The 26,015-nt window shown below is 63.7% G+C and carries 31 protein-coding genes; 15 read left to right on the forward strand and 16 right to left on the reverse strand.

The window, feature by feature from the left end; all coding sequences use genetic code 11:
- Positions 1 to 57: 57 nt before the first annotated feature.
- From CLU86_RS07315 to CLU86_RS07340, 6 genes are all read right to left on the reverse strand, one after another.
- The gene (locus tag CLU86_RS07315; protein WP_233194859.1) at positions 58 to 780 is read right to left on the reverse strand and encodes a hypothetical protein; all 723 of its coding nucleotides are present in this window, start codon (positions 778 to 780) and stop codon (positions 58 to 60) included.
- Between the two features lie 26 nt (positions 781 to 806).
- Positions 807 to 2,174, reverse strand: a complete 1,368-nt coding sequence (locus CLU86_RS07320; RefSeq protein ID WP_099741152.1) for a HAMP domain-containing sensor histidine kinase — start codon at positions 2,172 to 2,174, stop codon at positions 807 to 809.
- Complete coding sequence (locus tag CLU86_RS07325; RefSeq protein WP_099741153.1) at positions 2,161 to 2,826, reverse strand: response regulator transcription factor; 666 nt, start codon at positions 2,824 to 2,826, stop codon at positions 2,161 to 2,163. Before CLU86_RS07325 ends, CLU86_RS07320 begins: the two co-directional genes overlap by 14 nt.
- A gap of 14 nt (positions 2,827 to 2,840) precedes the next feature.
- Positions 2,841 to 3,386 (reverse strand): cytochrome b/b6 domain-containing protein, encoded by a 546-nt coding sequence (locus tag CLU86_RS07330; protein ID WP_099741154.1) that lies wholly within the window; start codon positions 3,384 to 3,386, stop codon positions 2,841 to 2,843.
- Between the two features lie 47 nt (positions 3,387 to 3,433).
- On the reverse strand, positions 3,434 to 3,691 hold the full coding sequence (locus tag CLU86_RS07335; RefSeq protein WP_099741155.1) for a PepSY domain-containing protein: 258 nt from the start codon (positions 3,689 to 3,691) through the stop codon (positions 3,434 to 3,436).
- A 160-nt stretch (positions 3,692 to 3,851) separates the two neighbouring features.
- Entirely contained in the window at positions 3,852 to 4,688 is an 837-nt protein-coding gene (locus tag CLU86_RS07340; RefSeq protein ID WP_199175104.1) for a helix-turn-helix transcriptional regulator, read from the reverse strand.
- A 122-nt stretch (positions 4,689 to 4,810) separates the two neighbouring features.
- Here CLU86_RS07340 and CLU86_RS07345 point away from each other — a divergent pair, with 122 nt between their 5' ends.
- The 3 genes from CLU86_RS07345 to CLU86_RS07355 all read left to right on the forward strand — a co-directional run bounded on the left by CLU86_RS07345 (position 4,811) and on the right by CLU86_RS07355 (position 8,180).
- Entirely contained in the window at positions 4,811 to 5,287 is a 477-nt protein-coding gene (locus CLU86_RS07345) for a DUF3237 domain-containing protein (RefSeq protein ID WP_099741156.1), read from the forward strand.
- Between the two features lie 99 nt (positions 5,288 to 5,386).
- Positions 5,387 to 6,409: a tripartite tricarboxylate transporter substrate binding protein gene (locus CLU86_RS07350; protein WP_099741157.1), complete on the forward strand. Its 1,023-nt coding sequence runs from the start codon at positions 5,387 to 5,389 to the stop codon at positions 6,407 to 6,409.
- Positions 6,410 to 6,455: 46 nt separating this feature from the next.
- Positions 6,456 to 8,180 (forward strand): tannase/feruloyl esterase family alpha/beta hydrolase, encoded by a 1,725-nt coding sequence (locus CLU86_RS07355; RefSeq protein ID WP_199175105.1) that lies wholly within the window; start codon positions 6,456 to 6,458, stop codon positions 8,178 to 8,180.
- Positions 8,181 to 8,280: 100 nt separating this feature from the next.
- Here CLU86_RS07355 and CLU86_RS07360 read toward each other — a convergent pair whose 3' ends face one another.
- Entirely contained in the window at positions 8,281 to 8,532 is a 252-nt protein-coding gene (locus tag CLU86_RS07360) for a GlsB/YeaQ/YmgE family stress response membrane protein (protein WP_099658630.1), read from the reverse strand.
- Positions 8,533 to 8,747: 215 nt separating this feature from the next.
- Here CLU86_RS07360 and CLU86_RS07365 point away from each other — a divergent pair, with 215 nt between their 5' ends.
- A complete protein-coding gene (locus tag CLU86_RS07365) occupies positions 8,748 to 9,131 on the forward strand; it encodes a hypothetical protein (protein ID WP_143226678.1) in 384 nt (127 codons plus the stop codon).
- A 48-nt stretch (positions 9,132 to 9,179) separates the two neighbouring features.
- Here the strand turns inward: CLU86_RS07365 and CLU86_RS07370 are convergent, their stop codons facing one another.
- Positions 9,180 to 9,767: a C40 family peptidase gene (locus CLU86_RS07370; protein ID WP_099655448.1), complete on the reverse strand. Its 588-nt coding sequence runs from the start codon at positions 9,765 to 9,767 to the stop codon at positions 9,180 to 9,182.
- A gap of 273 nt (positions 9,768 to 10,040) precedes the next feature.
- Between CLU86_RS07370 and CLU86_RS07375 the strand changes: the two genes are divergently transcribed.
- Positions 10,041 to 10,646 carry an isochorismatase family protein gene (locus CLU86_RS07375; RefSeq protein ID WP_099741159.1) on the forward strand — a complete coding sequence of 202 codons (606 nt, stop codon included), beginning with the start codon at positions 10,041 to 10,043 and terminating at the stop codon, positions 10,644 to 10,646.
- A gap of 124 nt (positions 10,647 to 10,770) precedes the next feature.
- Here CLU86_RS07375 and gloA read toward each other — a convergent pair whose 3' ends face one another.
- Together gloA and CLU86_RS07385 are read right to left on the reverse strand one after the other, a co-directional pair.
- Positions 10,771 to 11,184, reverse strand: coding sequence for a lactoylglutathione lyase (gene gloA / locus CLU86_RS07380; protein ID WP_099655450.1), 414 nt, complete (start codon positions 11,182 to 11,184; stop codon positions 10,771 to 10,773).
- Entirely contained in the window at positions 11,181 to 11,732 is a 552-nt protein-coding gene (locus CLU86_RS07385; protein WP_099655451.1) for a PaaI family thioesterase, read from the reverse strand. Before CLU86_RS07385 ends, gloA begins: the two co-directional genes overlap by 4 nt.
- Positions 11,733 to 11,805: 73 nt before the next feature.
- Between CLU86_RS07385 and CLU86_RS07390 the strand changes: the two genes are divergently transcribed.
- The 4 genes from CLU86_RS07390 to CLU86_RS07405 are packed head-to-tail and all read left to right on the forward strand — an operon-like array spanning position 11,806 to position 15,528.
- The gene (locus CLU86_RS07390) at positions 11,806 to 12,306 is read left to right on the forward strand and encodes a MarR family winged helix-turn-helix transcriptional regulator (protein ID WP_099741160.1); all 501 of its coding nucleotides are present in this window, start codon (positions 11,806 to 11,808) and stop codon (positions 12,304 to 12,306) included.
- Entirely contained in the window at positions 12,296 to 13,573 is a 1,278-nt protein-coding gene (locus tag CLU86_RS07395) for an MFS transporter (protein WP_099741161.1), read from the forward strand. Before CLU86_RS07390 ends, CLU86_RS07395 begins: the two co-directional genes overlap by 11 nt.
- Before the next feature lie 42 nt (positions 13,574 to 13,615).
- Positions 13,616 to 14,125, forward strand: coding sequence for a MaoC family dehydratase (locus tag CLU86_RS07400; RefSeq protein WP_099741162.1), 510 nt, complete (start codon positions 13,616 to 13,618; stop codon positions 14,123 to 14,125).
- Complete coding sequence (locus CLU86_RS07405) at positions 14,122 to 15,528, forward strand: MATE family efflux transporter (RefSeq protein ID WP_099741163.1); 1,407 nt, start codon at positions 14,122 to 14,124, stop codon at positions 15,526 to 15,528. Before CLU86_RS07400 ends, CLU86_RS07405 begins: the two co-directional genes overlap by 4 nt.
- 81 nt (positions 15,529 to 15,609) lie before the next feature.
- Here CLU86_RS07405 and CLU86_RS07410 read toward each other — a convergent pair whose 3' ends face one another.
- Entirely contained in the window at positions 15,610 to 16,422 is an 813-nt protein-coding gene (locus tag CLU86_RS07410; RefSeq protein WP_099741164.1) for an SDR family NAD(P)-dependent oxidoreductase, read from the reverse strand.
- A gap of 282 nt (positions 16,423 to 16,704) precedes the next feature.
- The gene (locus CLU86_RS07415; RefSeq protein WP_099741165.1) at positions 16,705 to 17,700 is read right to left on the reverse strand and encodes a DNA-binding protein; all 996 of its coding nucleotides are present in this window, start codon (positions 17,698 to 17,700) and stop codon (positions 16,705 to 16,707) included.
- Positions 17,701 to 17,815: 115 nt separating this feature from the next.
- Between CLU86_RS07415 and CLU86_RS07420 the strand changes: the two genes are divergently transcribed.
- Positions 17,816 to 18,889 carry a site-specific integrase gene (locus CLU86_RS07420; RefSeq protein WP_233194861.1) on the forward strand — a complete coding sequence of 358 codons (1,074 nt, stop codon included), beginning with the start codon at positions 17,816 to 17,818 and terminating at the stop codon, positions 18,887 to 18,889.
- 30 nt (positions 18,890 to 18,919) lie between these two features.
- Here the strand turns inward: CLU86_RS07420 and CLU86_RS07425 are convergent, their stop codons facing one another.
- The 4 genes from CLU86_RS07425 to CLU86_RS07440 are packed head-to-tail and all read right to left on the reverse strand — an operon-like array spanning position 18,920 to position 20,524.
- The gene (locus CLU86_RS07425; RefSeq protein ID WP_369803811.1) at positions 18,920 to 19,264 is read right to left on the reverse strand and encodes a TIGR01244 family sulfur transferase; all 345 of its coding nucleotides are present in this window, start codon (positions 19,262 to 19,264) and stop codon (positions 18,920 to 18,922) included.
- Between the two features lies 1 nt (position 19,265).
- A complete protein-coding gene (locus CLU86_RS07430; protein ID WP_099741166.1) occupies positions 19,266 to 19,706 on the reverse strand; it encodes a YeeE/YedE family protein in 441 nt (146 codons plus the stop codon).
- Between the two features lie 33 nt (positions 19,707 to 19,739).
- Positions 19,740 to 20,171, reverse strand: coding sequence for a YeeE/YedE family protein (locus CLU86_RS07435; RefSeq protein WP_099741167.1), 432 nt, complete (start codon positions 20,169 to 20,171; stop codon positions 19,740 to 19,742).
- Positions 20,172 to 20,173: 2 nt separating this feature from the next.
- Positions 20,174 to 20,524, reverse strand: a complete 351-nt coding sequence (locus CLU86_RS07440) for a helix-turn-helix transcriptional regulator (protein WP_099658638.1) — start codon at positions 20,522 to 20,524, stop codon at positions 20,174 to 20,176.
- Positions 20,525 to 20,635: 111 nt separating this feature from the next.
- On the opposite strand from CLU86_RS07440, the gene CLU86_RS07445 reads away from it, so the two are divergent.
- The 5 genes from CLU86_RS07445 to CLU86_RS07465 all read left to right on the forward strand — a co-directional run bounded on the left by CLU86_RS07445 (position 20,636) and on the right by CLU86_RS07465 (position 26,003).
- Positions 20,636 to 21,496 carry an MBL fold metallo-hydrolase gene (locus tag CLU86_RS07445; RefSeq protein WP_099741168.1) on the forward strand — a complete coding sequence of 287 codons (861 nt, stop codon included), beginning with the start codon at positions 20,636 to 20,638 and terminating at the stop codon, positions 21,494 to 21,496.
- Between the two features lie 96 nt (positions 21,497 to 21,592).
- Positions 21,593 to 21,790, forward strand: coding sequence for a DUF2892 domain-containing protein (locus tag CLU86_RS07450; protein WP_099741169.1), 198 nt, complete (start codon positions 21,593 to 21,595; stop codon positions 21,788 to 21,790).
- A 23-nt stretch (positions 21,791 to 21,813) separates the two neighbouring features.
- Positions 21,814 to 22,167 (forward strand): carboxymuconolactone decarboxylase family protein, encoded by a 354-nt coding sequence (locus CLU86_RS07455; protein WP_099741170.1) that lies wholly within the window; start codon positions 21,814 to 21,816, stop codon positions 22,165 to 22,167.
- A gap of 242 nt (positions 22,168 to 22,409) precedes the next feature.
- Positions 22,410 to 22,946 carry a molybdopterin-dependent oxidoreductase gene (locus CLU86_RS07460; RefSeq protein WP_099741171.1) on the forward strand — a complete coding sequence of 179 codons (537 nt, stop codon included), beginning with the start codon at positions 22,410 to 22,412 and terminating at the stop codon, positions 22,944 to 22,946.
- 18 nt (positions 22,947 to 22,964) lie between these two features.
- Entirely contained in the window at positions 22,965 to 26,003 is a 3,039-nt protein-coding gene (locus tag CLU86_RS07465) for a hybrid sensor histidine kinase/response regulator (RefSeq protein WP_099741172.1), read from the forward strand.
- Positions 26,004 to 26,015 lie beyond the last annotated feature (12 nt).

The following is a 26,015-nucleotide window of genomic DNA, read 5'->3' on the forward strand; positions in this document are numbered from 1 at the left end:
AGGCTGCTGATTGTGCCGTGCTGGCAAGAGGCCCAGCACCGGCGCCCAAAACCAAGCTCAAAACTCCCAGGCCATGCCCAACTGACTGAAGGTGCGGCCATTGCCCCGGCCCACTGCAGCAGAGACCTTGAGCCCATCGGCCACTTCATAGCGCAGGCCCACAGCCTTGTCGGGGCGGCTGTGCCGCTCGCCAAACACCTCAGAGGTGAGCTGCAGCCGCTGCGCCAAGGGCAGCTCGTACCCCACAGCCCAGGTGGCCGCGTTGTTGCGCACGCCGTCCAGCTTGGTGGATTTGCGCCCCACGTTGAGGTGCAGCACCTGCTCGTTCACAAAGCGGTAGGTCGCCAAACCGGTGAGCGCGTATTCGCGGTGGGTCAAACGCACGGGGGTGGCTGGGTCGCGCACGCGGGTGTGCCCCACATCCAGCCGCGCCCCCAGGGACCAACCCGTTTCGTTTTGCCATGGCACCCATTTCAGCCCCAGCCCACGCCCTTGCAGCGTGGTCGATGGTGCGGTGCTGCGGTCTGTGGCCCGTGCCAGCGAGACTTCCATCTCCAGGTTGGGCAAAACCCCTGCGCCCCACAGCAGCTCGCCCCCCCGGGTTTTGCCCTCGCGGCCGATGACAGTCTCCAGCTTCATCGCGCCTTGGCCCAGGGTGCCGGCATCGTCGGTGTGCATCGGCGCCTCGGCATGTGCGGCCAGGGCGCTTGCCAGGCCCAAGAGCGCTGCGCACAGGCGCACCGTGCCTACGGGGTGAGGGGTTTGAAGTTGGGTTCTCATCGGGGGTCTCTCTCTCGGGGTCATTTTTATGGGGTGGCTCTTTGGCCTTGCGGGGCCAAAGGGCCCTGCACCGGATCTGGCCAGCAAAGCTCAATACAAAAGCCTTGGGCACAGTCGGGTAGGGAAGTATGCCCGCCATGTGCGCGGACCACCAGATCGGTCAAAACCAAGCCCAGCCCACGCATGGCACTGCCCTCTGCGTAAGCTTGCTGCCGCAGCGCCTGCTGCAGATCCGACTTGGTTTGCGGGGGGCAGCCGTCGCCGTCATCCTGCAGGCGCAAAACCGTCTCTGCGCCCCGGCTCCATGCCGTGACAGAAACGGTGCGCGCGTGGAAACGCTGGGCGTTGTCCAGCAGGTTCAACAAAGCGGCCGCAAGCAGATCGGGATCGGCAAAGAGAGGCCCTTGCGCTTGGATCTCGATGTTCAAATCGTGGAACGAGAGCGATCGGATAAATGGTTCCAGCTCAATCGGTTGGCGCTTGGGCTCGATGCCGCTGCGAAACATCATCAGCAACGCCTGCATCACGCGCCCCAGGCGCCCAGCGGCCTCGCGGGCCCGCACCAGCCGGGGGCGAATGGCTTCTGGGGCCTCTTTGATGGCCAGGGCCAGTTGCACATCAATACCTGCCACAGGCGTGCGCAAGGCATGGGCCGCATGGGCGGTGAAGGCACGCTCGCTCACAACACGCCGGGCCAGCCGCTGCCCCAGCTCAGCCACCGAAGCTTCGATAGGCACCAGCTCCGCCCTGGGCTCAGCGCGGGGTGTCGTCTCGGGCCGCAGGGGGTCGTAGCGTTGCACGTCTTGGCTCAGGGCCCCCAGCGGACTGAGTTCCTGGCGGATGCGCCAGCTCATCCACAACGCAGAGAGCAGCCCCAACGAAAGGGCTGCGCCCAGGGTGTAGAGCACCACCTCGCTGCGTGCCTCATTGCGCTCATTGCGGCTTTGTGCCACCACCAAATAGCGCGTTGCCTGGGGATTCAAGGGCAGGGCAAAAGCACGCCATTGGCCGTCGGCAGTCCAGAGGGCTTTGGTGTCTGCCTTCGCCAGCAAGGGCGTTGCGGGCGCCTTGTGTGAGCGCTGTCGTACCTCGCCCATGGCACTGTCGATCACTTGCCATACCAAGTGCTCCTCGTACCCATAGTGCGGGCCTGCAGTGGCGTTCAATGGGCCACCTGCCGATTCGGCGGGCTGGGCTGCCAACACCCCATGAAAAATCTCGGCAGTCTCGCGCAGCTCCTGGTCCATCAGCTCACCCATCTCATGGGCCATCACCAGCCAGACGACCAGGGTGGTCAGCAAACCAAAAGCAATGGCGGTCCACAGGAGCGATTGCGTCAACCGGCCACGAATGGACGGAGGATGGGCCGCGCGCAGGCCGTCAGCCAATGGCATGGGGTGCCTCTATCCGGTAACCCAAGCCACGCACTGTCTGAATCAGACCTTTGCCCAGTTTGCTGCGCAGGTGAAAAACGTGCACTTGCAGGGCGTTGCTGCTGAGTTCACTGTCCAGCCCCAGCACCAGCGCCTCCAGGTCGGCGGCTGAAACGGTGCGCCCGGCGCGCAGCACCAAGGCCTCCAGCACCGCCCATTCGCGGGCCGTCAGCTCCACCCGCTGGCCGTGCAGGCGCACGGTCTTGTCGGCCAAAGCCACGTCCACGGCTCCAAACGTCTTGCAAGGGGCGCCACCCGCCATGCGCCGGAACAGGGCGCGCAGGCGGGCGCACAGTTCTTCAGGGGCAAAGGGCTTGACCAGGAAATCATCTGCCCCGCTGTCCAGGCCGTGAATGCGGTCGCTGAGCAAATCCCGCGCTGTAAGCACCAGCACCGGGGTCTTGGCCCCTTTGGAGCGCAGGCCCCGCAGCCAGTCCAAGGCTGATCCGTCGGGCAAATTCCAGTCGAGCAACCACGCGTCGTAAGGATCGGAGGCCAACACCCGGGCTTGTGCCAGCGTGGCGCACCAGTCCACCAGGTAACCGTCCTGCTCAAGATAGTCCCGCAGGCCTTCGCCCAACGTCAGGTCGTCTTCCAACAACAGCAGTCGCACCTGGGGCCTTCGTCTCAATAACGCTGTTTCACGCCCGTGACCATCGCACGCACCAGGCGCACGCGCTCAAGCCGCCCCATGGCAATGGCCGCCACCGCGTGCAACCCTGCAGCCCAAAGCAGCGCTTGCGCCAGGCTCTCGTGCAGTTCCATCAGCCATTCTTCGCCAAACAATGCGTCAGTGGTTTGCAGCCAGCCCGTGGCGCCCAGGGCCAGCACAAGCGCCATCAACGCCAGCATCATCAAAGCGCCCAGTGGGTTATGCCCCTCATAGTGCAATTGCTGACCCTGGCGCAGGGCCTGCACGTGGCGGAGCAGTCGGCCAGGGGTGGGGAAGAAGTCGCTGAACCGCGCGTGCCTGCTGCCCACGAAGCCCCACACCACGCGCGCCAACACCAGCGCACTGGCGATGTAGCCCACCCACTCATGCGCAGTTTTGCCGTCTTCCAGCACAAACTGGTTCAAGACCACGCAGGTGACCAGGCTCCAGTGAAAAATGCGAACGAACGGGTCCCACACCCTGGTGGCTGAGGGGGCTTGATCAGAAGGGCTAGGGTTCATGGGCAACTCGCTTGGCAATGGCCTGGGTCGGTCTGCGCGACGTTGCTTTACTTGCGTTCGAGTTCAGCGCCAGTGGCGGGGTCGAAATAGATTTCCACCTTTTTGCCAGCTTTGTCCAAGCCGTAGATTTCGTAGCACTTGCCCTTGCTGACCTTGAAGGTGCGGATCTGGTAGCCCTGCTTTTCCAGCCCGGCCTTGAAGTCGGCCTCTTTCATCCATTTGTCTTGCGGAACATTGCAGGTGGGGCCAGCAAATGCAGCAGCAGAACCAAGGGCCAAAACGAGTGCGGTGATGTGCAGTTTCATGGGTAACTTTCAAAGAAGATGAACCGAGAAGGCGCAGGCTGTCTGCCCACGAACTGCATTGGAAGCGGTCAAGATTAAGAGGGGATGAAGGGCGAGGGCCCTTTGAAAAGAGGAGGGGTGCCTGGCGACAGCGCCGCCTGCCAAGGCTTAGAACAGGTTCTTAGTGGCCCAGCGCCAGCGCAAACAACTCGTTGCGAAAATGGATGCCCAGGCGGCCAAAAGCGCGGTTTCGGTAGGTTTTGACGGTGGGCAGGCTCAGGCCCAGGTCACAGGCAATACCCTCTTGCGTCATGCCTTGTAGCAGGCGGGTGCACACATCGAGCTCGCGTTCGGTCAGGCCCGCATGGGCCCGCAGCAGGCGCTCGCGCAGCGCAGGCAATTGCTGGGGCAAGCCATGGGGCGGGGTGCGGGTGGTTGGCAAAGCCACAGGCTGGTGCTGGGCCAGGGCAATGTGCTTGCGCGCCAGGGCCAGCAGTACGGGGGCCATGGTTTCAAAGTCGCTGATCTGCCGGTCCAGAAACGGCCGTTGGTGCTGGTGGCGGTAAAAGTTGACGGCAAACACGGCGCCATCGTTTTCATGCTCGACGATGGAGACCCGCTCGGCCATTCCGTGGGCCTCATACACGCGCGCCTGGTGTTCGCCGCCCACTTCGCTGGCGGTGAGGTGGCACAAGCGGGTGCTGGGAGCGGCCGCGACCGATTCCCCCCAAGTGCGGTCGCTGCGGTAAGGGCCTGAGAGGTAGGCCCACCAGCAATCTCGCGTGGTGTCTGGAATACCGTGGCTGGCAGACATGAACAGCGTGGGCTGGCAATGGCGCCCTGTGCGGTACACCGACCACGACGCTGCGGGCAGCACAGGGGCCAGCTCTTGCAGCAAACCGCTGGCAAAGCCGGCATCGCCCAGCCGCTGGACCATGCCGCCCAGGGCCGCGCCCGTGCCGTGAGTGGGCGGCGCAATGCCATCGCCCAAGGTGCTTGCTGGGAGCCAATGCCTCATGGGTGGTATGCAGCGCAACGGCAGGTGAAAGTCATTGTGTCATCTTCAGGGATGACGCGAATCCAGCGCCACAGGGCTTACGCTATGTTGCGTTGCACCTTGCAAAAACCCCAAAGCCCACTATGACCGAACCTGTCCCATTGCCTGAACCCCGTTTGCGCTTTTTCGCCGACCTGCGTGTGCAGGTGGGCGCCCCCCAAGAGGTGGGCCGCACCGTGCATGGCCTGCGCCGCCTGATCCCCATTACCGGCGGCCACGCCACGGGCGATGGCTGGCAAGCGCGGGTGCTGGCAGGAGGGGCGGATTTTCAGCTCATCGTGAGCGACACCCTGGCCGAGCTGGATGCCCGCTACACGCTGGAGACCGATGCCGGTGACCTCGTCTATGTGCAAAACCGCGCATTGCGCTCGGGCCCGCCGGAGCTGATGGCACAGCTGGCCCGCGGCGAGCTGGTGGACCCGGCGCTCATCTACTTTCGCTGTAGCCCCCAGTTTGAAACCGCGTCCCCCACCTTGCGCTGGATTGCCGAGCGCCTGTTCACCGGCAGCGGCGCCCGTTACCCGGATGCAGTGGCCATGCGCTTTTGGGAGGTGATGTAGACACGTCAGCACATGCCAGAACGATCAGCTTCTCGGCCCGCTATGGGCCCGTCACACCAATCACACCCAGCACTCGAAAAACACCAGGAGACCTTTGCCATGACACACGAACCCCACCCCGCCCCAACCACCCGCCGCAGCGCCCTCCGGCTTGCCAGCATGGCTGCGGTGCTGGCCACCGGCCTCGCGCCCTTCACTGGGGCCTGGGCGCAAACGGCGCCGTACCCCAACAAGCCCGTGCGCATCATCGTGGGCTTTGCCGCAGGCACGGGACCGGACATCGTGGCCCGGCTGCTGGCGCAAAAGCTCTCGGAGGGCTGGGGCAACCTGGGCGTCATCGTAGACAACAAACCCGGCGCTGGCGGCTTGATTGCAGCGAGTGAGGCCGCACGCGCAACCCCCGACGGCTACACGCTGATGCTGGGCGAAACGGGCCAGCTCAGCATTGCCCCCAGCAGCTACAACAAGCTGCCCTACGACCCGCAAAAGGACTTTGCCGCAGTCAGCCAGGTTGTCACCGCAGACTTTGCCTTGCTGGTGAACCCGCAAAAGGTGCCCGCTCGCAACGTCAAAGATTTTGTGGCCTGGACACAGCAGCAAAAGGGGCTGTTCCTGGCCACATTTGGCGCAGGCACCCCGGGCCACTTTGGCGCCTTCATGTTTGGCGAGGCCGTCAAGCTCAAGCCCGAGCCCGTGCACTACAAAAGCACGGCCGATGCTTTGGGGGGCTTGTTTGGTGGCGATGTCCAGGGCGTCTTTGCCAGCGTGGGCCTGGCGGCCCCCAACGTGAAGGCGGGCAAGCTGATTGCCCTGGGCACCACGGGGGGCACCCGGTCCAACGCGCTGCCCGATGTGCCCACCATGAAAGAGCAGGGGTACAGCGGTCTGGAATTCAATTCGTGGTTTGGCATCGTGGCGCCCAGCAAGACGCCGCCCGACATCCTGGCGCGTCTGCAGGCCGACGTGATCAAGGCCGTGCAATCGGCCGATGGCAAGGCCAAGCTGGAAGACGCTGGCTTTCGCGCGACCGGCACCACCCGCGAGGAGTTTGCCCGCGTGATTGCGGCCGACGCCGTGACCTGGGGCAAGGCCGTAGCTGCCACCGGGTTCAAGGCCGACTGATCCTGCGCCGCGTTTCAGAGCACACAAAAACACAAGGAGACACGCCATGCCCCAAACACGCCCAACACACCACGGCCGGGCCCTTCAAACCCCGCCCGGAAAAACGGGCCCCGCACTGCGCACCAGCCGCTGGCCCACAGCACTGCTGGCACCGCTGACGCTGGCGTTGAGTGCCTGCGGCGGCGGCAGCGCCGTGCTGGTCACCGAAACCGCCAACCCAGCGGCCGCCTGCGCCGACCTGGTCACCAAGGCCCAGCTCAGCGGCACCACGCTGGCCACCAGTTACGTACCTGCGGACACCCGCCGCCCTGGCGGCGCCACGTCGGGCAGCTTTCTGCCTGGGCACTGCGTGGTCACCGGCAGCATCAACCCCCGCGTGGGCGTGGATGGCAAAAACTACGCCATCGGCTTTCAGCTGAGCCTGCCGGACCAATGGAATGGGCGGTTTCTGTTCATCGGTGGTGGGGGCAACGATGGCATCTTGCGCGACACGTCGCTCAGCTCCAGCATCTCGGGCGGCACCGCATCCCCCCTTGGGCAAGGGTTTGCCGTGGTGTCCACCGATGCGGGGCACAGCGGCACCAGCGCCAGCTTTGGTGCCGACCCGCAGGCGCGCATTGACCACGCCTACAACTCGTACGACAAAACGGCGGTGGCCTCTAAGTCGCTCATCAGCACCCGTTATGGCCGCAAGCCAGACCGCTCGTACTTTTCGGGCTGCTCGGGCGGTGGACGCCAGGGCATGATGTTCTCGCAGCGGTTTCCAGACTACTTTGACGGCATCACCGCAGGGGCGCCCGCCATGCGCGTGTCCAGCGGCGCCACGGTGGCCGCCATGTGGAACACCATCCAGTTCAACGCCATCGCGCCACAAGACGCCAGCGGCAAGCGCATCCTGTCGCAGGCCTTCAGCAATGGCGATCTCAAGCTGGTAGCCAATGCCGTCAATGCCACGTGCGACGCTGCCGACGGGGTGGTCGATGGCCTGGCGCAAAACTTCCAGGCCTGCAAGGCGTTCGACCCCGCCGTGCTGCAATGCAGCGGCAGCAAGACGGACAGCTGTCTGTCATCAGCGCAAGTGGGCGCACTCAAAAATGTATTTGCCGGTCCACGCAATTCAGCAGGCAAGGCGCTTTACACAGGTCAGCCCTGGGACGCAGGCTTGGCCGCCGCAGGCTGGCGCAGTTGGACGCTGGGCAACTCCACCACAACCACGCCCGACGCCCGCTACATCACCCTCATGGTGGACGCACTGACCAACGAATTCTTCACGCCCCCCGATGTGGCATTCGACCCGCTCAAGTTCAACTTTGACACGGACCCTGCCCGCATGGAGGCTTACTCAGCCATCTACGACACGTACCGTGATGACAAGCTGGCAGCGTTCCAGCAGCGCGGGGGCAAGATGCTGTTCATCCACGGCATGTCAGACCCGATCTTCTCGGCGTTTGACACCATTGACTACTACGAGCGCCTGGCAGCCAACAACGGCGGCCTGGCCGCCACCCAGAACTTTGCACGGACCTTTTTGGTGCCCGGCATGAACCATTGCTCTGGCGGGCCGGCCACTGACAATTTCGACTCCATCCAGACCATGGTGGATTGGGTGGAAAAAGGCATTGCACCGCAGAGCATCACCGCCGAGGCCCTGGCCAGCAGCGCTGATTTTCCGAACCGCACGCGGCCCCTGTGCCCCTACCCACAGTTTGCCAAATACAAGGGCACAGGCAGCGTAGAGGATGCCAGCAGCTTTGTCTGCACAGCACCCTAGCGCGCAAAGGCGGCAGGCATGGGCGGACAAGGGCAGGGCGCCCAGTCTGCCCCTCTGCCTGCCTCTTGCACGGCCACACTGGCCTTGCAGCGGGGCTGGCTTAGCCTTTGCTTTTGACCAGGCTGTAAATCACCAACAGCACCACCGCGCCGATCACCGAGGCGAACCAGCCCGCGGCAGCGCCCTGTGCATACCACCCCATGGCCACGCCCACATAGGTGGCCAAAAACGATCCCGCCACCCCCAGCAGCGCCGTCATGATCCAGCCGAGCTTGTCATCGCCCGGTTTGACGGCCCGCGCAATCAGACCCACCACCAGACCCACAAGCAGGGTTCCCAACAAAGACAGCATGGAGATTTCTTTCAAAAAATAAAGTCTGGAATGTAAGGCCCGAAAAGGGCCCGGGTTGTCAGACAACTGCGCTATCCATGCCTCCATGCCATGTGGCCGGGTAGGCCTTGTCTGGCACGCGCTAAAGCCACACGCTGGCAGGCCCAGGCTGCACCACGCCGGATGATGGCAGCCATGGCGTGCAGGCCGCACGCGTCTGATGAAAAGGAGTTGGAATGAAGCACCTCGATTTTTCCCTGGGCCGCTCTGGCCTCGCTTGCGCGGCAGCCTCCTTGGCCCTGTGTCTACCGATGGGCACCCTGCATGCACAGACAGCGGAAGACGCCTCTCTGGCGCGGGGCGCCCAGGAAGACACCACGCCACAACAGCGCTACCAAACTGCCATGCGGGAAGCGGGTGGTGGGCTCAAGATCAGCTTGGAGGAGTGCAAGGCAGCAGCGATGACAGAGCGCACGGCTTGCAACGCACAGGCCCGCGCCCGTTACACGGAAGACATGGCCGCAGCCAAGGCGCTATTGAAAAACCCCGAAGCACGCCCCGTGAATGTGACCGGAGGGCCCATCCGTTCCACCATCACGAGCGTGAACGTCAAGCCCTGAGAGCGAACACGCTAAATGGGGTTGCGAAGGCAGCAAGCCTGCGCTGGCTTACTTGCCGTCGTCGGCCTGCGCCGCAAACTGGTTGGCGGCCGATGGCGTGACGCGGCGGGCGCCATCGAAGCGGCGCTGCCAGTAGGTCTGGCGCATGTCTTCCACGCGCACTTCCGAGCCGCTGCGGGGCGAATGGATGAACTTGCCGTCACCCACGTAGATGCCTACGTGGCTGAAGGTGCGGCGCATGGTATTGAAGAACACAAGATCGCCCGGCTGCAGCTCTTTCTTGTCGATGACTTCGGTAGAAGCCGCCTGCTGGTCTGCACGGCGCGGCAAGATCAGGCCCACGGTTTGCTGGTACATGGCCCGCACAAAACCGCTGCAGTCAAACCCGGTTTCGGCACTGTTGCCACCCCGTTTGTAGGGTACGCCCAGGAAACCCATGGCGTTCACCACCAAGTCCGAGGCACGGTCTGCCACGGTGTGCGCCTTGTCAGCCATGCTCAGGCGCACATGTTCCAGTTGGGTGAAAAAGCCTTTATCGGTCAAAAGGCGGTCGATTTCGTCGGAGTTTGCGTCAACGGGGGCCGCATGGGCTGCCGAGGCAAAAACGATGAGAAGTGAGCAAAGCCATTTGGACATGGGGGCGGAGGGTAACACGGTTAGGTGAAAAAACCGCCCGTAAAAACCGTGATTCATGACCTGAGTCAGGCGTTGCCCCCTGAGGAGGCTGTCGCTCAGGTGACATTTTTTTGCAATCTGGCGCCTGCAACGCATTGCTATCCAGCAGGTCGACCTCCCAAAGACGCCTTGGCCAAAACCACCGCTGCCAGCAGCCCAAGCACCCGGCACGGCTCAGCTGCTGCGACAATGCCGCCTGTTTCAATGAATCAACGCCACCGGGGCGATACAACCATGCTGCTCGACGCTGAAGAATCCCAATTGGTGCTGGTGGACTACCAGGAACGCCTGATGCCCGCCATCTTTGAAGGCCCCTCAGTGTTGGCCAATGCCCGCCTGTTGGCCCAAGTGGCGCAAATCATGGAGGTGCCGGTGTGGGGCACCGAGCAAAACCCCTCGCGCCTGGGCCCCAACGATGCGCAGTTGCGAGCCCTGTGCGCCCGCACCTTGGCCAAAATGCATTTCAGCGCGGCAGAAGAAGGCCTGGGCGAATGGCTGCGCCCCCCCGCCAAGCCGCAGCAAGGCGGCAATGCCCGCAGCCTGCCCAAACACCTGCAAAAGCCTGCCCAACAAGCACCAGAGCGCGGCACCATCGTGATCGCGGGCTGCGAAGCCCATGTCTGCCTGCTGCAAACGGCTTTGGACCTGATTGAAGACGAATTCGAGGTGTGGGTGGTGACCGATGCCTGCGGCTCGCGCACCGAACGCAACCGCGATGCCGCATTCGACCGCCTGGCGGGCGCCGGGGCAGAGCTGGTGACCACCGAAATGGTGGCATTTGAGTGGCTGCGCACCTGCGAGCACCCGGACTTTAAGGATGTGCTGAGCTTGGTGAAGTGAGCTGAACGCAAGCCACTGCACCAGTGGTTTAGAGCCAAATCGGCATGTAGCGCCCGCCCTATAAGCGCTAGCTGCTACTAAAAACAGAGCAAAAAGGGCGCCTATCCCAGGCGCCCTTTTTGTTTCAGCGCAAGCCAGCGCCTGCAGCCCCCTCGGCGCGCTGGATCAACTCAATTTTGTAGCCATCAGGGTCCGTCACAAACGCGATCACGGTGGTGCCGCCTTTGACCGGGCCCGCTTCGCGCGTCACGTTTCCGCCAGAGGCCCGGATCTTTTCACACGCGGCATACGCGTCTGGCACACCCAGTGCGATGTGGCCATAAGCTGTGCCCATCTCGTAGCTTTCCACGCCCCAGTTGTAGGTCAGCTCGATCTCGGCCTGCGCGGGGTTGCCGCCCTCAAAGCCCAAAAAGGCCAGCGAGTATTTGTACTCGGGGTTTTCAGACTGGCGCAGCAGTTGCATGCCCAGCACCTGGGTGTAGAAGTCAATCGAGCGTTGAAGGTTGCCAACGCGCAGCATCGTGTGAAGGAATTTCATCCTTTCGATTGTGCAGGCAAGTCAAAAACCAAGCAGGTGGTGGTGGCGTGGGCGTAGAGCGTGCCATCTGGCCCCACCAGGCGCGCCTCGGCCGTGGCCAGTTGGCGCCCGCAGTGGATCACGCGGCCTTCGGCACGCACGCGCTGCACCTTGGGCGTGATGGCTTTGACCAGGTTGATGCCCAGCTCGGCCGTGGTGTAACCGCGCCCTGGCTCCATGCGGGTGTGGATGGCACAGCCGAGAGCAGAGTCAAGCAGGGTGGCAAACCAGCCGCCGTGCACCGTGCCCATGGGGTTGAGGTGCTCCAGGCGCGGTGTGCCTTGAAAGATGGCCGTGCCTTCACCCGCTTCCACAATCAAAAAGTCCAGCGTCTTGGCGATGGCGGCATAAGGCAACTCGCCACGCAGCATGGCCTGCATTTGCTCCAGGCCGTTCAGGTGGGCGATCTGGTCGCGCCGGGCCACCCCAGGGCCGGGGCCTGCGTCCAGCGTGGCGAGGATGTCGCGTTCTTGCGCAAGCCAGTGTTCAAGGTGGTTGTGCTGGGTCATGGGGTTTCCTGGTGGGTGGTGTGGTGGAAATCAAAGTATTGCATATGCAATTATTGCAGATACAATTAAATCCATGCAAGACGACACCACCCTCCGCGAACCTGTTGCTTCCCCCGCTTTGGCGGGGGGGCCGCAGGGGTGTACCAACTTCAAGCTGCGCCAGCTGATGCGCCGCGTCGCCAACCATTACGACATCGAAATGGCGAAGTGCGATCTCAAGACCACGCAGTATTCGCTGCTGTCGCATGTGCTCAAGCTGGGCCCCATTCGCCCCAGCGATCTGGCTGTGGCCATGAAGATGGATGCCTCCACGCTGACGCGCAACCTGCGCCCCCTGGTGGACGCGGGGTGGGTGACGCTGGAAGCCGGTGCCGATGCCCGCAGCCGCCTGGTGCACATCACCGATGCCGGCCGCGACAAACGTGCGCAAGCACAGCGCCATTGGAAAGCCGCGCAACTGGCGTTGAACAGCGCCCTGGGTGCGGAGCGCGTGATGGCGTTGCATGCGCTGGTCGATGATTCACTCGCGCTGCTGGCGGCGCTGCCTGCCCAGGAGGCTGGTCATGACGAATAAACCGCACAACGCTGCCACCCAGGCCAGCCCCCAAGCCAGCGCCACCGCGCCGCTGGCAATGTGGCTTGTGCTGCTGGCTGCGGCAGGCACCTTCGCACTGACCATGGGCACGCGGCAGACCATGGGGCTGTTCCTTTCGGCGCTAAACACCTCCACCGCACTGGGCATTGGCAGCATCAGCCTGGCGTTTGCATTCGGCCAGCTCTGGTGGGGCCTGACGCAGCCTTTTGCTGGTGCAGTGGCCGACCGCATTGGCACCGGCCGGGTCATTCTGCTGGGCGTGGCGCTGGTGGCGCTGGGCACGTTCATCACCCCCTACATGACCAGCACTTGGGGCCTGATTTTTGCGATCGGTGTGCTCGCTGCGGGTGGGGCAGGGATGGCCGGCCCCTCCGTGCTGATGGCGGCCACGGCGCGGCTGGTGCCCGTGCACCAACGGGGCCTGGCCAGCGGCATCGTCAACGCGGGCGGCTCGTTTGGCCAGTTCGTCATGGCGCCCATCGCCATCAGCCTGACGGCGGCCGTGGGCTGGACCAGCGCCATGCAGTGGCTGGGTGTGATGGTGCTGCTGACATTGCCCGCTGTGTGGGCGCTCAAGGGCAATTCCAATGCGCTCGCAGCGCAGGCCGCAGCGGCATCCGGCCAAAAGGCACTGACGGCCCGCGAGGCCGTGGCCCAGGCGCTGACCACCCCCAGTTACCGCTATCTGGCGGTGGGTTTCTTGGTGTGTGGTTTTCATGTGGCCTTTCTGGCCACCCACTTGCCCGGCGTGATTGCCGCCTGCGGGCTGCCCCCTGAAGTGGGCGGCTGGGCCCTGGCGGTGATTGGTCTGTTCAACATCGTTGGCAGCCTGGGCATGGGCTGGGCGGTAGGGCGCTGGCGCATGAAGTCGCTGCTCTCGCTGTTGTATGCCACGCGTGGCGTGGCGGTGCTGGTCTTCCTTTTTGCGCCCAAAACACCGGCGGTGGTGATGATTTTTGCCGCCGTGATGGGGGTGACCTTTCTCTCTACAGTCCCACCCACGGTGGGGCTGGTGGCCAAGATGTTTGGCACGGCCAACATGGCCATGCTGTTTGGCATCGTGATGCTGTCGCACCAGATCGGTGGTTTTCTGGGTGCCTACCTGGGCGGCAGTGTGTTCCAGGCCACGGGCAGCTATGACTGGGTCTGGTACATCGACATCGCGCTGGCTGCCGGGGCTGCGCTGGTGAACCTGCCCATCCGAGAAGCACCGCTGGCGCGCAGCACGGCGCCTGCCGCCGCCTGACCCGACACACTTCATTTTCCCCACCGCCGAAAGCAACCTGCCATGACTTCCCATCTGGCGGCAGCCGCCGCATCGCCTGAAATGTCACACCCCCTGTATTTTGACGATCTTGCCGTTGGCAACCAGTTCACCAGCGGCGAGCACGCCATGGACGAGGGCCAGATCAAGGCGTTCGCCGCGCAGTTTGATCCGCAACCCTTTCACCTCGACGAAGCGGCGGGCCGCGCCACGATGTTTGGCGGGCTGGCCGCAAGCGGCTGGCACACCGCCGCCGTGACCATGCGCCTGCAAGTGACGAGCGGCCTGCCCATTGCGGGCGGCATCATCGGAGCAGGGGGCGAGCTGAGCTGGCCCCGCCCCACGCGCGCTACAGATGTGCTGCATGTGGTGAGCGAGGTTGTGCAAATCCAACCCTCCAAATCCAAACCCGACCGAGGCATGGTCACCGTGCGCAGCGAAACCCGCAACCAGCATGGCGATGTGCTGCAGCTGTCCACCGTGCGCATCGTGGTGCCGCGCAAGCCCGCAGCCGACGGCGCGGGGGCCCCATGACCGAGGCCCTGAACCCGCGCACCCGCATGCTGCTGGAGGCGCCCATCGCGCCCACGCTGCTGCGGCTGGCGGCTCCCAATGTGCTGGTGATGCTGGCGCAAGCGGGCGTCGGGCTCATCGAGACCTACTTCGTGGGCCAGCTGGGCACGGACGCCTTGGCGGGCATGGCGCTGGTGTTTCCGGTGGTCATGCTGATGCAGATGACGTCCGCAGGCGCCATGGGCGGCGGCATCGCATCAGCGATTGCGCGCGCGCTGGGCGCCCGCCGGCGAGACGATGCCGATGCGCTGGTGCTGCACGCACTGGTGATAGCGGCGGTGTTTGCGCTCGTTTTCACCGTGGGCGTGGTGGGAGGAGGGCGCTGGCTCTACGCCCGCATGGGCGGCACGGGCGGGGCGCTGGAGGCCGCACTGGTGTATTCCAACTGGGTGTTCGCTGGCGCGGTGCTGGTCTGGCTGTTCAACACCCTTTCGGCCGTGATCCGTGGCACGGGCAACATGGCCGTGCCTGCGTATGTGACGGTGCTGGGCGCCTTGGTCCTGGTGCCGCTGTCGCCCTTGCTCATCTTTGGCTGGGGGCCGCTGCCGGGCATGGGCATTGCGGGCGGTGCGCTGGCATTGATGGCGTATTACGCTGTGGGCAGCGCGGTGCTGGCAGCCTACCTGTGGTCGCCACGCAGCCTGCTTCGGCCATCACTGACCCACATCCGCTTTCGCTGGGCGCTGTTCAAGGACATCCTGCGCGTGGGTCTGGTGGGCACTGTTTCTACCGTGGCAACCAACCTGGCGATTGGCGTGACAACGGCGCTGGTGGGCGGTTTTGGCACGGCGGCCATCGCAGGCTATGGCACGGCGTCGCGGCTGGAATACCTGCTGGTGCCCCTGGTGTTTGGCCTGGGTGCCCCACTGGTGGCCATGGTCGGCACATGCATCGGAGCCGGCCAGCGCGAGCGCGCCCTGCGCGCCACCTGGATCGGTGCCGCGATGGCGTTTGCCATGGCCGAGGCCATCGGATTGTGGGCTGCCACCTATCCAGCCACCTGGCTGCGGCTGTTTAACAGCGACCCGGCCATGCTCGAATCCGGCGCACTCTATCTGCGCACGGTGGGCCCGGTGTATGGCTTTTTCGGGCTGGGCCTGGTGCTGTACTTTGCCTCGCAAGGGGCTGGGCGCCTGCTGTGGCCCGTGATCGGCAACATCGCGCGCCTGGTCGTGGCCGTGGTCGGTGGTGGGCTGGCCTTGCGTTGGGGCGGTGGCTTACAGGCCGTTTTCGCTGCGCAGGGCGTGGCGTTGGTGCTCTACGGGCTGGTCAACGCCTGGGCAATTGCGGGTGGCGCCTGGTTTGGCCGGGTGGGGTGGCCACGCAGCATGTCAGGGCTGCTGCGGCGTGTGGCGCAGGCGTGAAAATTGGGTGCTAGCGCTTTATAGATAAGCGCTAGAAGCTATCAATACCATAGCAAATTCCGACCGACGGCGCCTGCCGTTTTAGACGGGCACGGTGTAGTTCAGCGTCATGCGGCCGCCGTCCACCGTAACGATTTCGCCGGTGACGTAGCTTGCGGCATCGCTGGCCAGCCAGGCCACCACATCGGCAATCTCCGAAGGCTCGCCCAGCCGCTTCATGGGGGTGCGGCTCATGATCTTGCTTTTGGCCTCATCACTGGTCAGCACAGCTTTGGCGGCCAGCTCCGTGGCGATAGTGCCAGGGGCCACTGCGTTCACACGGATGTTCTTGTCCGCCAGCGCCAACGCCATCACACGCGTGAGCTGGTTCACACCCCCTTTGCTCACGTTGTAGCTGGAGATACTGGGAATGGTCAGCACACCGTTGACCGAACTCATGTTGACGATGGCGCCGCCACCGTGGCCGCCATTGTGTGCCGCCATGGCCCGCGCCACTGCCTGGCCCACCAGGAATGACCCCTTGAGGTTGACCCGAAGCACCGCATCGAAGTCTGCCTCGGTCACCTCCAGAAAATCTGCCGCGCGGAAGATGCCCGCGTTGTTCACCAGCACATCGATGCGTCCGTAGGCAGCAAGCACCTGCGCCACCAAAGCGTCCACCTGCGCCTTGTCACCCACATCGCAGCGCACATACAGCGCGCCCAGCGCCTGCGCCAAAGCGTGGCCACGGGCGTCGTCCACATCCACGATGACGGGTTTGGCGCCTTCTGAGGCAAAGCGGCGCACACAGGCTTCGCCAATCCCTTGCGCACCGCCCGTAACGATACAAACACGGCCTTGATGGCCGAAGTGGACGGAAGACGCGACGGAAGGTGCTGGGCTGGTAAGGTTCATGGGCGTGGATGGTAGCGGCTGAACAGCGCGTGCAGGAGTCTGGAATGCGGCACAGGAGCGAAGGAGGCAGACTGAATGCGATCGCAAGGTTCGATTTGAGCCTTTAGGCATAGAAACCGTTAACTAGATACGATGTATATTATGTAAAATTACTTTTGGACAAAGCATCGGTAAACAACAGAATTTGCGCCATCTTGCCGTCAAAGGCCTCGCCACCCGTTTGAACATTCAGGTCCACAGCAGCCCTACCTGAACAGTTGACGCAACAAGTCGTCCACGCCATCAACGCCCCCTGCGCAAAGGCTGTACAGCCGTCTTGATCAAGCCAGCACGCAACCGCCTCGGCCCAGGCAAATGGGTGCGTAATTCTTGCAAAAGCTGCGCAGTTTCGCGGCCCAATTCAGTGTTCTGGGTGCGTGCGGTGTAAATCTCGTCCCGTGCCACAGCCAGCTCGCGGGTCAACCCAGCGTTTTCTGTCTGCAAGGCATTTGATTGCACTTCCAGCGTCTTGGTGCGGCCTTGCTCGTCGGCCAGGGTTTTGGCAGCTTTCTTGGCGTCCTCCGCCCATTGCGCAGCGACGCGCTTGGCATCCTGACGAGCACGGTCAATTTCTTCGAGCAAACGGTGCTCCTGCGCGGTGGCGCGTTGTTCCATGCGTTCACGCTCTTTGCGATGCTCCTCGTCTTTGGCGCGTGCGTTTTGGCGCTCTAGCTGCGCAGCCGTGGCTTGCTCGGACAGACTGCGGCGCAGTGCTTCTATCTCGGCCTGGCCCAACGCCAGCGTTTGCTGCATTTCTTCCAGTTGTCGGGCCAGGTTGGTGATTTGCTGGTCTTTGGCCTGCATCGCAGTCGCCAAGGCTTCGGTACGGTCCCTCAAGCGCTGCGCGTCTTGAGCCAGGGCATCCTGTTCTGCAGCGAGCGTTTGGGCTTGTGCATCTAAGGTGGCCTGGGCCACGGCCATACCTTGTGCGGCTTGCTCTTGCGATTGCTGCAGCGCACGCGCCCAAAGCGCTTTGGCGGCGCGCAGCACGGGTGCAGGAAGCGCGTCTGCTTCTGCGCTAGCACCCGCGTCCTCCACAGGCCCTGCGGCAAGGCGCTTTGCCAACGAGCCATACCAACCGTCCAGCATTGGGCCAACCGTGTTGGGCGAGCCGCGTCCCAGTTGTTGGCGCACCCGCTCAATCGTCGGGCGCTCGCCTTGGGCCAGCACGGCATCTGCGGCCGCCCAGACCTCTTCCACCTGAACACCCCGGGCACCTCGCACGCTATGGAACTGCATGGCTTCTTCCTCGTAAAATTGCCATCGATAAGTGATTGTTATCGTGAGTAAAATTAAATATTCATATCAAACAATACATTGTATGTATTAAATATTAGAAAAGAAAGTTTTCAGCATGCTCACCCCCATCAAAAGCCCTGCAGCGGCTCTAGAACCCAGCCAACTGTCCGAAATGACCGCCCGCGCTGTGGATGAGCTGCTGCGCGAGGGGGAATCGGCCAATACGCTGGCCAGCTATCGCTCGGCTCTGCGGTATTGGGCCGCTTGGTTCAATCTGCGTTATGGCAGGCCCATTGCGCTGCCGCTTGCGCCCAGCGTGGTGCTGCAATTTGTGGTGGACCACGCCCAGCGCACCACCGAGACAGGTCTGGCACACGAATTGCCTGCCGAGTTGGATGGCGCTCTGGTGGGTGCAGGCTTCAAAGGCAAAGTGGGGCCTATGGCACTCAATACGCTGGTGCATCGCGTGGCCGTGCTGTCCAAAGCGCACCAGCTGCGCGGACTTGACAACCCCTGCCAGGACACCAGGGTGCGTGAGCTGCTGAGCAAAACCAAGCGCGCCTATGGCAAACGTGGCGCCCTGCCCCAAAAGAAAGATGCGCTGACCAAAGCCCCACTGATGGCCATGCTGGAGACCTGCGATGCCAGCCTGAAGGGGCAGCGCGACCGAGCCTTGCTGTTGTTTGCATGGGCCACAGGTGGGCGGCGGCGCTCTGAGGTGGCGGCGGCCGATATGAAAAGCCTGCGCAAGACGGGGCCAGCATCGTTCACTTACGCCCTCACCCACTCCAAGACCAACCAGAGCGCGGCAGACCGGCCCGAGAACTACAAGCCCCTGGAAGGCCTGGCCGCTGAAGCCCTGCAGGCATGGCTGAAGGCATCGGACATTCAAGAAGGCGCTATCTTCAGGCAGGTCAAGAAAGGCGGCAGCGTGGGCGCACCGCTGTCCGCAGCGTCCGTGCGGGACATTGTTCGCCAGCGTGCCACAGCCGCTGGTTTGCCTGACGTGTACTCAGCACATTCTTTGCGCTCGGGCTTTGTGACGGAAGCCGCCACGCAAAACATTCCCCTCGCAGACACCATGGCCATGACGGGCCACCGGAGTGTGGGGAGCGTGCTGGGTTACTTCAGGGCATCTGGCAGCAACCCCGCAGCCTCACTGCTGGACAGCCAAGACGGCCCTGCCTGAAAACACCCACAACGCACTCAAACCAAACCCTCAAAACGCGGCCTGCGCCAGGCTGAACAGCTGGGCGGACCGCGCCCCGGATCGGCAAAACGCCAGGACGGGACTGGGCATGGTGCACAGCAACTCGCCCATGGCCTGTGCTTGCTCGGCCGTAATGGCCCCACCCACCACGGGCAGATAAACATATTGCAAGCCCGCTGCTTGTGCGGCCCCGGCCAGGTCTGCGCTGCGCGGCTGGGCGGGGCCGCCCTCTTCGTCCGGGCGATTGTTCACCACGGTTTTGTAGCCTTGCGATGCAACCTGCGCCATGTCTTGCGCCTGCAATTGAGGGGACACGGCAAAGTCTTGCGTCACAGCAATGAAGGAAGGCATCATTTCAATGTCCCTTGGTGGAAGTGCGTTGGGCTTGGCGCTCCAACACCTCAAAAAGCCACATGCCTGCCAGCATGGCCGCGACAAAGGCCATGGCCTTGGGCTGGCCTGCGGCGGCCGAGACGATGGCTGGGCCGGGGCAAAAGCCCGCCAGCCCCCAGCCCACGCCAAACACTAGGCTGCCCAGCACCAGGCGCTTGTCTATATCCCGCGCGGTGGGCACATGCATGGCCCCTCCCAAAAAGCTGCGGGTGCGTTTTTTGGCCACGGCAAATGCAAAAGCACCTACGGCAATGGCCCCGCCCATGACAAAGGCCAGCGACGGGTCCCACAGCCCCGCCAGATCAAGAAAGCCCAGCACCTTGCCGGGGTCGGTCATGCCCGACAGGATCAAGCCCAGGCCAAAGAGCAGGCCCACCAAAAACTCAGACAAACGGCTTTTCATTTCAAGTCTTTCAAAACTTGGCGCTGCTGGACATCAGCCCAGCCAATGGCGCACCACATACACAGCCACAAACCCTGCACCCATGAACGACACCGTCGCCACCAAAGAGCGCGGCGACAGGCGCGACAGGCCACACACCCCATGCCCACTGGTGCAGCCCGACCCGTAGCGGGTGCCCATGCCCACCAGCAAACCCGCAACCAGCACCATGGCCCAGCTGGCGTCCACCCGCACAGCAACGGAGCCCGCCAGCGCAAACCACAAGGCTGGTGCGGCCACCATGCCCAGCACAAACGACAGCCGCCAGCCCACATCGCCCGCTCGGGGCCGCAGCAGCCCGCCCACAATGCCGCTGATGCCCAGAATGCGCCCGTTGACGAGCACAAACACGGCGGCGGCCATGCCCAGCATCAGCCCGCCAGCCAGCGACATCCAGGGGGTGAAATGGCTCCAATCGATGGTCATGTTCAATCCTCCTCGTTGGTTGCGGCCGCTGCAGCGGGGGCGCAAAACTGTTCAAACAACACCCCCATCACCGCCAGCGCCTGGGGGCTGGCAATGGCGTAGTAAATGTTCTTTCCCTCGCGCCGGGTGCTGACAAGGCCCTCTTCCCGCAGCACCCCCAGTTGCTGAGACAGCGTGGGCTGACCAATGCCCACCAATGCTTCCAGCTCGCCCACGCGCTTTTCGCCTTCGGTCAATTGGCACAGCAGCAGCAGGCGGTCGGGGTTAGAGAGCGCTTTCATCAGGCGGCAAGCGGCATCTGCCGAGCTGCGCAGGGTTTCCAGGTCCATGGTGGCGTGGGTTTCAGCGGTCATGGGCATCGGCATCGGCTCCGGTTTTTAATTTCATTGACGATAGTCTATTGACAAACAATATATCAGTCAACATACTATCCTCAACTTAATTGAAGGCGTGAGGCATTCAACGTGAACCCCACCGTGAAAGCATTCTTTGACGCCGCCACCTGGACGGTGAGTTACGTGGTCTACGACCAACCCGGCGGCCACTGCGCCCTGGTGGATTCGGTACTGGACTACGATGCCAAGTCGGGCCGCACCGGCACCCGCTCAGCCGATGCGCTGCAGGCCTTTGTGGCGCAGCAGTCGCTCACGGTGCAGTGGATTCTGGAAACCCATGCCCATGCCGACCACCTCTCCGCGGCCCACTACCTGCGGGGAAAAGTGGGCGGAAAAATGGCCATCGGCGCTGCCATCACACAGGTGCAAAAGGTGTTCAAAGGCATCTTTCACCTGGAGCCTGCATTCCAGCCCGACGGCCGCCAGTTCGACCACCTGCTCCAGGACGGTGAAGTGTTTGCCATCGGCAAACTGCAAGCCCAGGCCCTGTCGGTGCCCGGGCACACCCCGGCCTGCATGGCCTTCCAGGTGGGGGATTCGGTGTTTGTGGGCGACACCCTGTTCATGCCCGATGTGGGCACCGCGCGCTGCGACTTTCCGGGCGGCAATGCGCACCACTTGTACCAATCCGTGCGCAAGCTGCTAAGCCTGCCACCAGACACGCACCTGTTCATGTGCCACGACTACCCGCCGCCTGGCCGTCAGCCTACCTGGCAATGCACCGTGGCCGACCAGCGGGCGCACAACATCCACCTGCACGACGGCGTCACGGAAGCTGAATTTGTCAGCCTGCGTACCCGCCGCGACGCCTCGCTGGAGATGCCAGCGCTGATCCTGCCAGCCGTGCAAGTCAACATCCGCGCAGGCGCCCTGCCCCCGGCCGAGGACAACGGCGTGGCCTATCTGAAGATTCCGCTGAACGCCCTGTAACGCCGCCAGCCCCACGCAACCCTTTGCAGCGCCGTGCTGCAGAGGCATCACCAGGGCGCCCTCCAAGGCGCCCCGACAACCCGGAGGAAAGAAACCATGAAATTCAATGTAGGAACCGTGGACCGCGCACTGCGCATCGTGGCAGGCCTGGTGCTGATTGCGCTGGCCGCAACGGGGGTGGTGGGCTGGTGGGGCTGGCTGGGCGTGATTCCCTTGGCCACCGGGTTGTTCCGCTTTTGCCCGGCGTACACCTTGCTGGGCATCAACACCTGCCCTCTGAAAAATAACCCATAAAAAGCACAGAAAAGGCCCCTTCCATGAGCACGTTTGACCACGCAGGCCTGATGCAAGGCATCAATGAAAGCCTGTCCACCTTCCGCAAGGCCCAGCCCGACACCATGCGGGGCTTTTCGCAATTGGCGCAGGCCGCCATGGCCGAGGGCGCGCTGGGCGCCAAGCACAAAGAGCTGATTGCACTGGCCATTGGCGTCAGCCAGCGCTGCTCGGGGTGCATCGGCTTTCACGTCAAGGCCTTGCTCAAACTGGGTGCCACCCGCCAAGAGGTGGAAGAGATGCTGGGCGTGTGCGTGTACATGGGGGGCGGCCCCTCGCTCATGTACACCGCCGAGGCCCTGGCGGCTTGGGACAAGCTCGCAGTCGCCACCTATTGAACATCAAAATAGGCTCTAGCGCTTTCTAATAAAGCGCTAGCAGCTACTATTTCAGTAGCAAATCTATATCCATAGAGCAGCCCAGACAGCGGCTGAACAGGCCGCCAGCACGGCGCGCCACGCATTGGCGCATCGCGCAAATATCCCTTACGCAGTTAACAATTGGCTGATATAACTTACATATTGCCAAGAAGCTTGCACCACCCCGGCAGCAAGGCCGCTACGTACAGGGAGAGAGTCATATGGCTGCCGACCACCGCAAACGCAGCGCGCTGCGCACCTGGGCCTTGCGCACTTTGTTATGCGCCGCGCCACTGTTGCTGCTAAGCCATGTGGCCCAGGCGCTGGACAAGCCCACCGGCCCCGTGGTGCTCACGGTAGAGGGCAACATCAGCGCGCCCAACCAGGGGGCCAAAGCGCAGTTCGATATGCCCATGCTGGAGAAGCTGCCCCAGCACACCTTCACCACCCGCACCCCGTGGTACCCCGACGCCGTCACCTTCACTGGCCCCCTGCTGCGCGATGTGCTGGCCGCTGCGGGCAGCAAGGGCAATGCCATCACGGCAGTGGCGCTCAATGACTACAAGACGGAAATCCCGATGGACGATGTGCATCGGCATGAGGTGATCGTGGCCCGACTGATGAACAACCGCCCCATGCCCGTGCGCGAGAAAGGCCCGCTGTTCATCATCTACCCCTTTGACACGAAGGCCGAGTTGCGCACCGAGCTGTACTACAACCGCGCCGCCTGGCAGCTCAACGCGCTGCGCATCCGTTAACGCCATCAGGGGGCCCGCATGCTGCGCAGCAAGCACTTCCTGAAACTCATCATCGCCAGCCTGGTGCTGGCCTACGTGGCCATTGCGGCGGTGCAGTACCAGCAGTACCGCAGCGTGGAAGCTGTGATGCGCCGTGGCGACGTGAATGCGCTGTGGTCGTTTTTGCAGCTCAATGTGGAATACGAGCGCCTGGACCACGCGCTGCACCAGTTTGTGCTGGACCCTGAAAGCACTTCGTTGGAAGCCGTGGCCCTGCGCTACGACCTGTTCCTCAGCCGCTTCAGTGCGCTCGAAAGCGGCAGCGCCCGCATCCTGATGCAAAACGAGCCCATCTACGGCCAAGCGCTGCGGGCGCTGCAACAGTTCGTCGCTGCGGGCGATGACTACTTTGGCCAGAGCGTCGATGTGCCATCGGGCCAAAAGAACATGCGCCTGTTGCGCACCCAGCTGGCCGAGCTGCGCGAGACGGTGCAAGAGCTGGCCTTGAATGCCTCGCGCCTGTCGGCCCTGCTGGGCGACCAGCGCAATGAAGAAGTGCAGAACCAGACGCTGATGACCACCGGGCTGACCAGCTTTCAGGCGCTGCTCACGTTTTTGCTGGCGTTTGCCATGGCGGGCCAGTTTGTGGCGCGCGAGCGGGCCAAGTCGCAGGCCATGCTGGCGCAGGCCGAGTTGGTCGAAGCCCTCAAGCGCAACGAAGAGGCACTGGAAGCACGCGTGGCCCAGCGCACCACCGAACTGCAGCAGGCCAACGAAGCCCTGCGCGAGCACGAGGAAGAGCTGGTCATCGCCCGGGCCAAGGCCGAAGACGCCTCGCAGATGAAGTCGGACTTTCTGGCCAACATGAGCCATGAAATCCGCACCCCCATGAACGCCGTCATCGGCATGAGCCACCTGGTGCTGGGCACCGAGCTGACGGCGCGCCAGCGCGACTACGTGCAAAAAATCCAGCGCTCCGGCCACCACCTGCTGGGGCTGATCAACGACATCCTCGACTTCAGCAAGATCGAGGCGGGCAAGCTGGAAGTGGAAGTCCTGGACTTTGACCTGCGCGGTGTGCTGGACAACGTGGCCAACCTGATTGGAGACAAATGCGCCGCCAAAGGGCTGGAGCTGATGTTTGACGTGGACCCCGACCTGCCCGACAACCTGCGCGGCGATCCGCTGCGGCTGGGGCAAATCTTGGTGAACTACGCCAACAACGCCGTCAAGTTCACCGACCAGGGCGAGATCGTGGTGCGCGTGCGCCAAGACAGCGCGGACGACAACACCCTGGTGCTGCGCTTTGAGGTGCAAGACACCGGCATCGGGCTCACACCCGAGCAGCAGTCCCGCCTGTTTCGCTCGTTTGAGCAGGCCGACTCGTCCACCACCCGCAAATACGGCGGCACCGGCCTGGGGCTGGCCATCTCCAAAAGCCTGGCAGAACTCATGGGCGGCGCGGTGGGCGTCACCAGCGCCCCCGGGCAAGGCAGCACCTTCTGGTTCACCGCCCGCCTGGGGCTGAGCGAGGCCCGCCAGCAGCCCCTGCTGCCCTCGCCCGACCTGCGCGGGCGCAGGGTGCTGGTGGCCGACGACAGCGACCAGGCCCGCCACATCCTGTCGGTGCTGCTGGGGCGCATGAGCTTCGTCGTCACCACCGCCCGCAGCGGCCAGGAGGCCGTGGCCCTGGCCCGCAGCGCTGCAGCCGCAGGCGCTCCGTTTGAAATTGCCTTTCTCGACTGGAAGATGCCGGGCATGGACGGGTTCGAGACCCACCAGCAGCTCGCGCAGCTGCCCCAGCCGCCGGTGTCCGTCATCGTCACCGCCCATGGGCGCGAAGAGGCCCGCAAAGAGCTGGAGCGCAGCGGCATTGCTCTCATTCTCACCAAGCCTGTCAGCCCCTCGCAGTTGCTGGATGCGGCCATGCAGGCCCTGGGCGGCCTGCGCACCGAGGTGCGCCAGGCACCACATTCGCACAGCAGTGCGTCGGTGCTGCAGGCCATCCGGGGCGCCCGGGTTTTGCTGGTGGACGACAACGACCTCAACCAGCAAGTGGGGGCAGACCTGCTGACCGACGCAGGCCTCGTGGTGGACGTGGCAGACAACGGCCAGGTGGCGCTCGACAAGCTCGCCCACACCGCTTACGACGCCGTGCTGATGGACATGCAGATGCCCGTGATGGACGGGCTGACCGCCACCCGCCTTCTGCGCGAGAACCCCGCCTGGGCCCAGTTGCCCGTGCTGGCCATGACGGCCAACGCCATGAGCACCGACCGCGAAAAATGCCTGCAGGCGGGCATGAACGGCCACATCGCCAAACCCATTGACCCAGACGAGCTGTTTGCCACCCTGCTTCGCTGGATTGCACCGCGCACCAGCGAAGTGCCCCCTGCAGTCCCGGCCGCAGGACATGGCACACCCGCACCGCCAAGCACCGATGCCACCGAGCCACCCGCCGACGACCCGCTGGAGCGCATCCACGGGCTGGATACCGCCGCAGGCCTGCGGCGCGTGCTCGATAAACGGGCCGCCTACGTGGCACTGCTGCGCAAGTTTGTGGCGGGGCAGACATCGGCCATTGCCACCACGCGCAGCCAACTGGCGGCGGGGCAACGCGATGCCGCACAGCGCAGCATGCACACGCTCAAAGGCACGGCAGGCACCATCGGTGCCAGCCCACTGGCAACACTGGCCGAGGCAGCCGAACAGGCCTTGGCCCAGGGCCAGCCCGACAGCACCATCGAAGCGCTGCTGCAGTCAGCCGACACCGCCTGCAACACCTTGGTGGCGGCCTTGCAAAGCGCCCTGCCCCGGGAGGCTGCTGAGCCAGCCGATGTGCCAGAAGCACCAACCTCCAGCGCAGCCACCTCGCAGCTGCTGGAGCGGCTGGACGCCCTGCTGGCCGACGACGACTCAGACGCCATCGAGCTGTTCAAGGAATCGGCCCCCGCCCTGCGCGCGGCCCTGGGGCCCGTGTATGCCGAGATGGAGCGGGCGCTGGACAACTACCAACTGGTCGAAGCCCTGGCCGCCCTGCGCACCGTGCCCCATGCAGATGCCAAGGCTATTGCTTGAACACCCTGAACG

Origin of the sequence: Acidovorax sp. 62, from assembly GCF_002754495.1 — a bacterium.
Taxonomy (GTDB): domain Bacteria; phylum Pseudomonadota; class Gammaproteobacteria; order Burkholderiales; family Burkholderiaceae_C; genus Acidovorax.

Bases quoted from the DNA above. Each gene is read 5' to 3' on its own strand.
- CLU86_RS07315 (WP_233194859.1), bottom strand. From the start codon at position 780: ATGAGAACCCAACTTCAAACCCCTCACCCCGTAGGCACGGTGCGCCTG.
- CLU86_RS07320 (WP_099741152.1), bottom strand. From the start codon at position 2,174: ATGCCATTGGCTGACGGCCTGCGCGCGGCCCATCCTCCGTCCATTCGT.
- CLU86_RS07330 (WP_099741154.1), bottom strand. From the start codon at position 3,386: ATGAACCCTAGCCCTTCTGATCAAGCCCCCTCAGCCACCAGGGTGTGG.
- CLU86_RS07335 (WP_099741155.1), bottom strand. From the start codon at position 3,691: ATGAAACTGCACATCACCGCACTCGTTTTGGCCCTTGGTTCTGCTGCT.
- CLU86_RS07340 (WP_199175104.1), bottom strand. From the start codon at position 4,688: ATGAGGCATTGGCTCCCAGCAAGCACCTTGGGCGATGGCATTGCGCCG.
- CLU86_RS07345 (WP_099741156.1), top strand. From the start codon at position 4,811: ATGACCGAACCTGTCCCATTGCCTGAACCCCGTTTGCGCTTTTTCGCC.
- CLU86_RS07350 (WP_099741157.1), top strand. From the start codon at position 5,387: ATGACACACGAACCCCACCCCGCCCCAACCACCCGCCGCAGCGCCCTC.
- CLU86_RS07355 (WP_199175105.1), top strand. From the start codon at position 6,456: ATGCCCCAAACACGCCCAACACACCACGGCCGGGCCCTTCAAACCCCG.
- CLU86_RS07360 (WP_099658630.1), bottom strand. From the start codon at position 8,532: ATGCTGTCTTTGTTGGGAACCCTGCTTGTGGGTCTGGTGGTGGGTCTG.
- CLU86_RS07365 (WP_143226678.1), top strand. From the start codon at position 8,748: ATGAAGCACCTCGATTTTTCCCTGGGCCGCTCTGGCCTCGCTTGCGCG.
- CLU86_RS07370 (WP_099655448.1), bottom strand. From the start codon at position 9,767: ATGTCCAAATGGCTTTGCTCACTTCTCATCGTTTTTGCCTCGGCAGCC.
- CLU86_RS07375 (WP_099741159.1), top strand. From the start codon at position 10,041: ATGCTGCTCGACGCTGAAGAATCCCAATTGGTGCTGGTGGACTACCAG.
- gloA (WP_099655450.1), bottom strand. From the start codon at position 11,184: ATGAAATTCCTTCACACGATGCTGCGCGTTGGCAACCTTCAACGCTCG.
- CLU86_RS07385 (WP_099655451.1), bottom strand. From the start codon at position 11,732: ATGACCCAGCACAACCACCTTGAACACTGGCTTGCGCAAGAACGCGAC.
- CLU86_RS07390 (WP_099741160.1), top strand. From the start codon at position 11,806: ATGCAAGACGACACCACCCTCCGCGAACCTGTTGCTTCCCCCGCTTTG.
- CLU86_RS07395 (WP_099741161.1), top strand. From the start codon at position 12,296: ATGACGAATAAACCGCACAACGCTGCCACCCAGGCCAGCCCCCAAGCC.
- CLU86_RS07400 (WP_099741162.1), top strand. From the start codon at position 13,616: ATGACTTCCCATCTGGCGGCAGCCGCCGCATCGCCTGAAATGTCACAC.
- CLU86_RS07405 (WP_099741163.1), top strand. From the start codon at position 14,122: ATGACCGAGGCCCTGAACCCGCGCACCCGCATGCTGCTGGAGGCGCCC.
- CLU86_RS07410 (WP_099741164.1), bottom strand. From the start codon at position 16,422: ATGAACCTTACCAGCCCAGCACCTTCCGTCGCGTCTTCCGTCCACTTC.
- CLU86_RS07415 (WP_099741165.1), bottom strand. From the start codon at position 17,700: ATGCAGTTCCATAGCGTGCGAGGTGCCCGGGGTGTTCAGGTGGAAGAG.
- CLU86_RS07420 (WP_233194861.1), top strand. From the start codon at position 17,816: ATGCTCACCCCCATCAAAAGCCCTGCAGCGGCTCTAGAACCCAGCCAA.
- CLU86_RS07425 (WP_369803811.1), bottom strand. From the start codon at position 19,264: ATGATGCCTTCCTTCATTGCTGTGACGCAAGACTTTGCCGTGTCCCCT.
- CLU86_RS07430 (WP_099741166.1), bottom strand. From the start codon at position 19,706: ATGAAAAGCCGTTTGTCTGAGTTTTTGGTGGGCCTGCTCTTTGGCCTG.
- CLU86_RS07435 (WP_099741167.1), bottom strand. From the start codon at position 20,171: ATGACCATCGATTGGAGCCATTTCACCCCCTGGATGTCGCTGGCTGGC.
- CLU86_RS07440 (WP_099658638.1), bottom strand. From the start codon at position 20,524: ATGACCGCTGAAACCCACGCCACCATGGACCTGGAAACCCTGCGCAGC.
- CLU86_RS07450 (WP_099741169.1), top strand. From the start codon at position 21,593: ATGAAATTCAATGTAGGAACCGTGGACCGCGCACTGCGCATCGTGGCA.
- CLU86_RS07455 (WP_099741170.1), top strand. From the start codon at position 21,814: ATGAGCACGTTTGACCACGCAGGCCTGATGCAAGGCATCAATGAAAGC.
- CLU86_RS07460 (WP_099741171.1), top strand. From the start codon at position 22,410: ATGGCTGCCGACCACCGCAAACGCAGCGCGCTGCGCACCTGGGCCTTG.
- CLU86_RS07465 (WP_099741172.1), top strand. From the start codon at position 22,965: ATGCTGCGCAGCAAGCACTTCCTGAAACTCATCATCGCCAGCCTGGTG.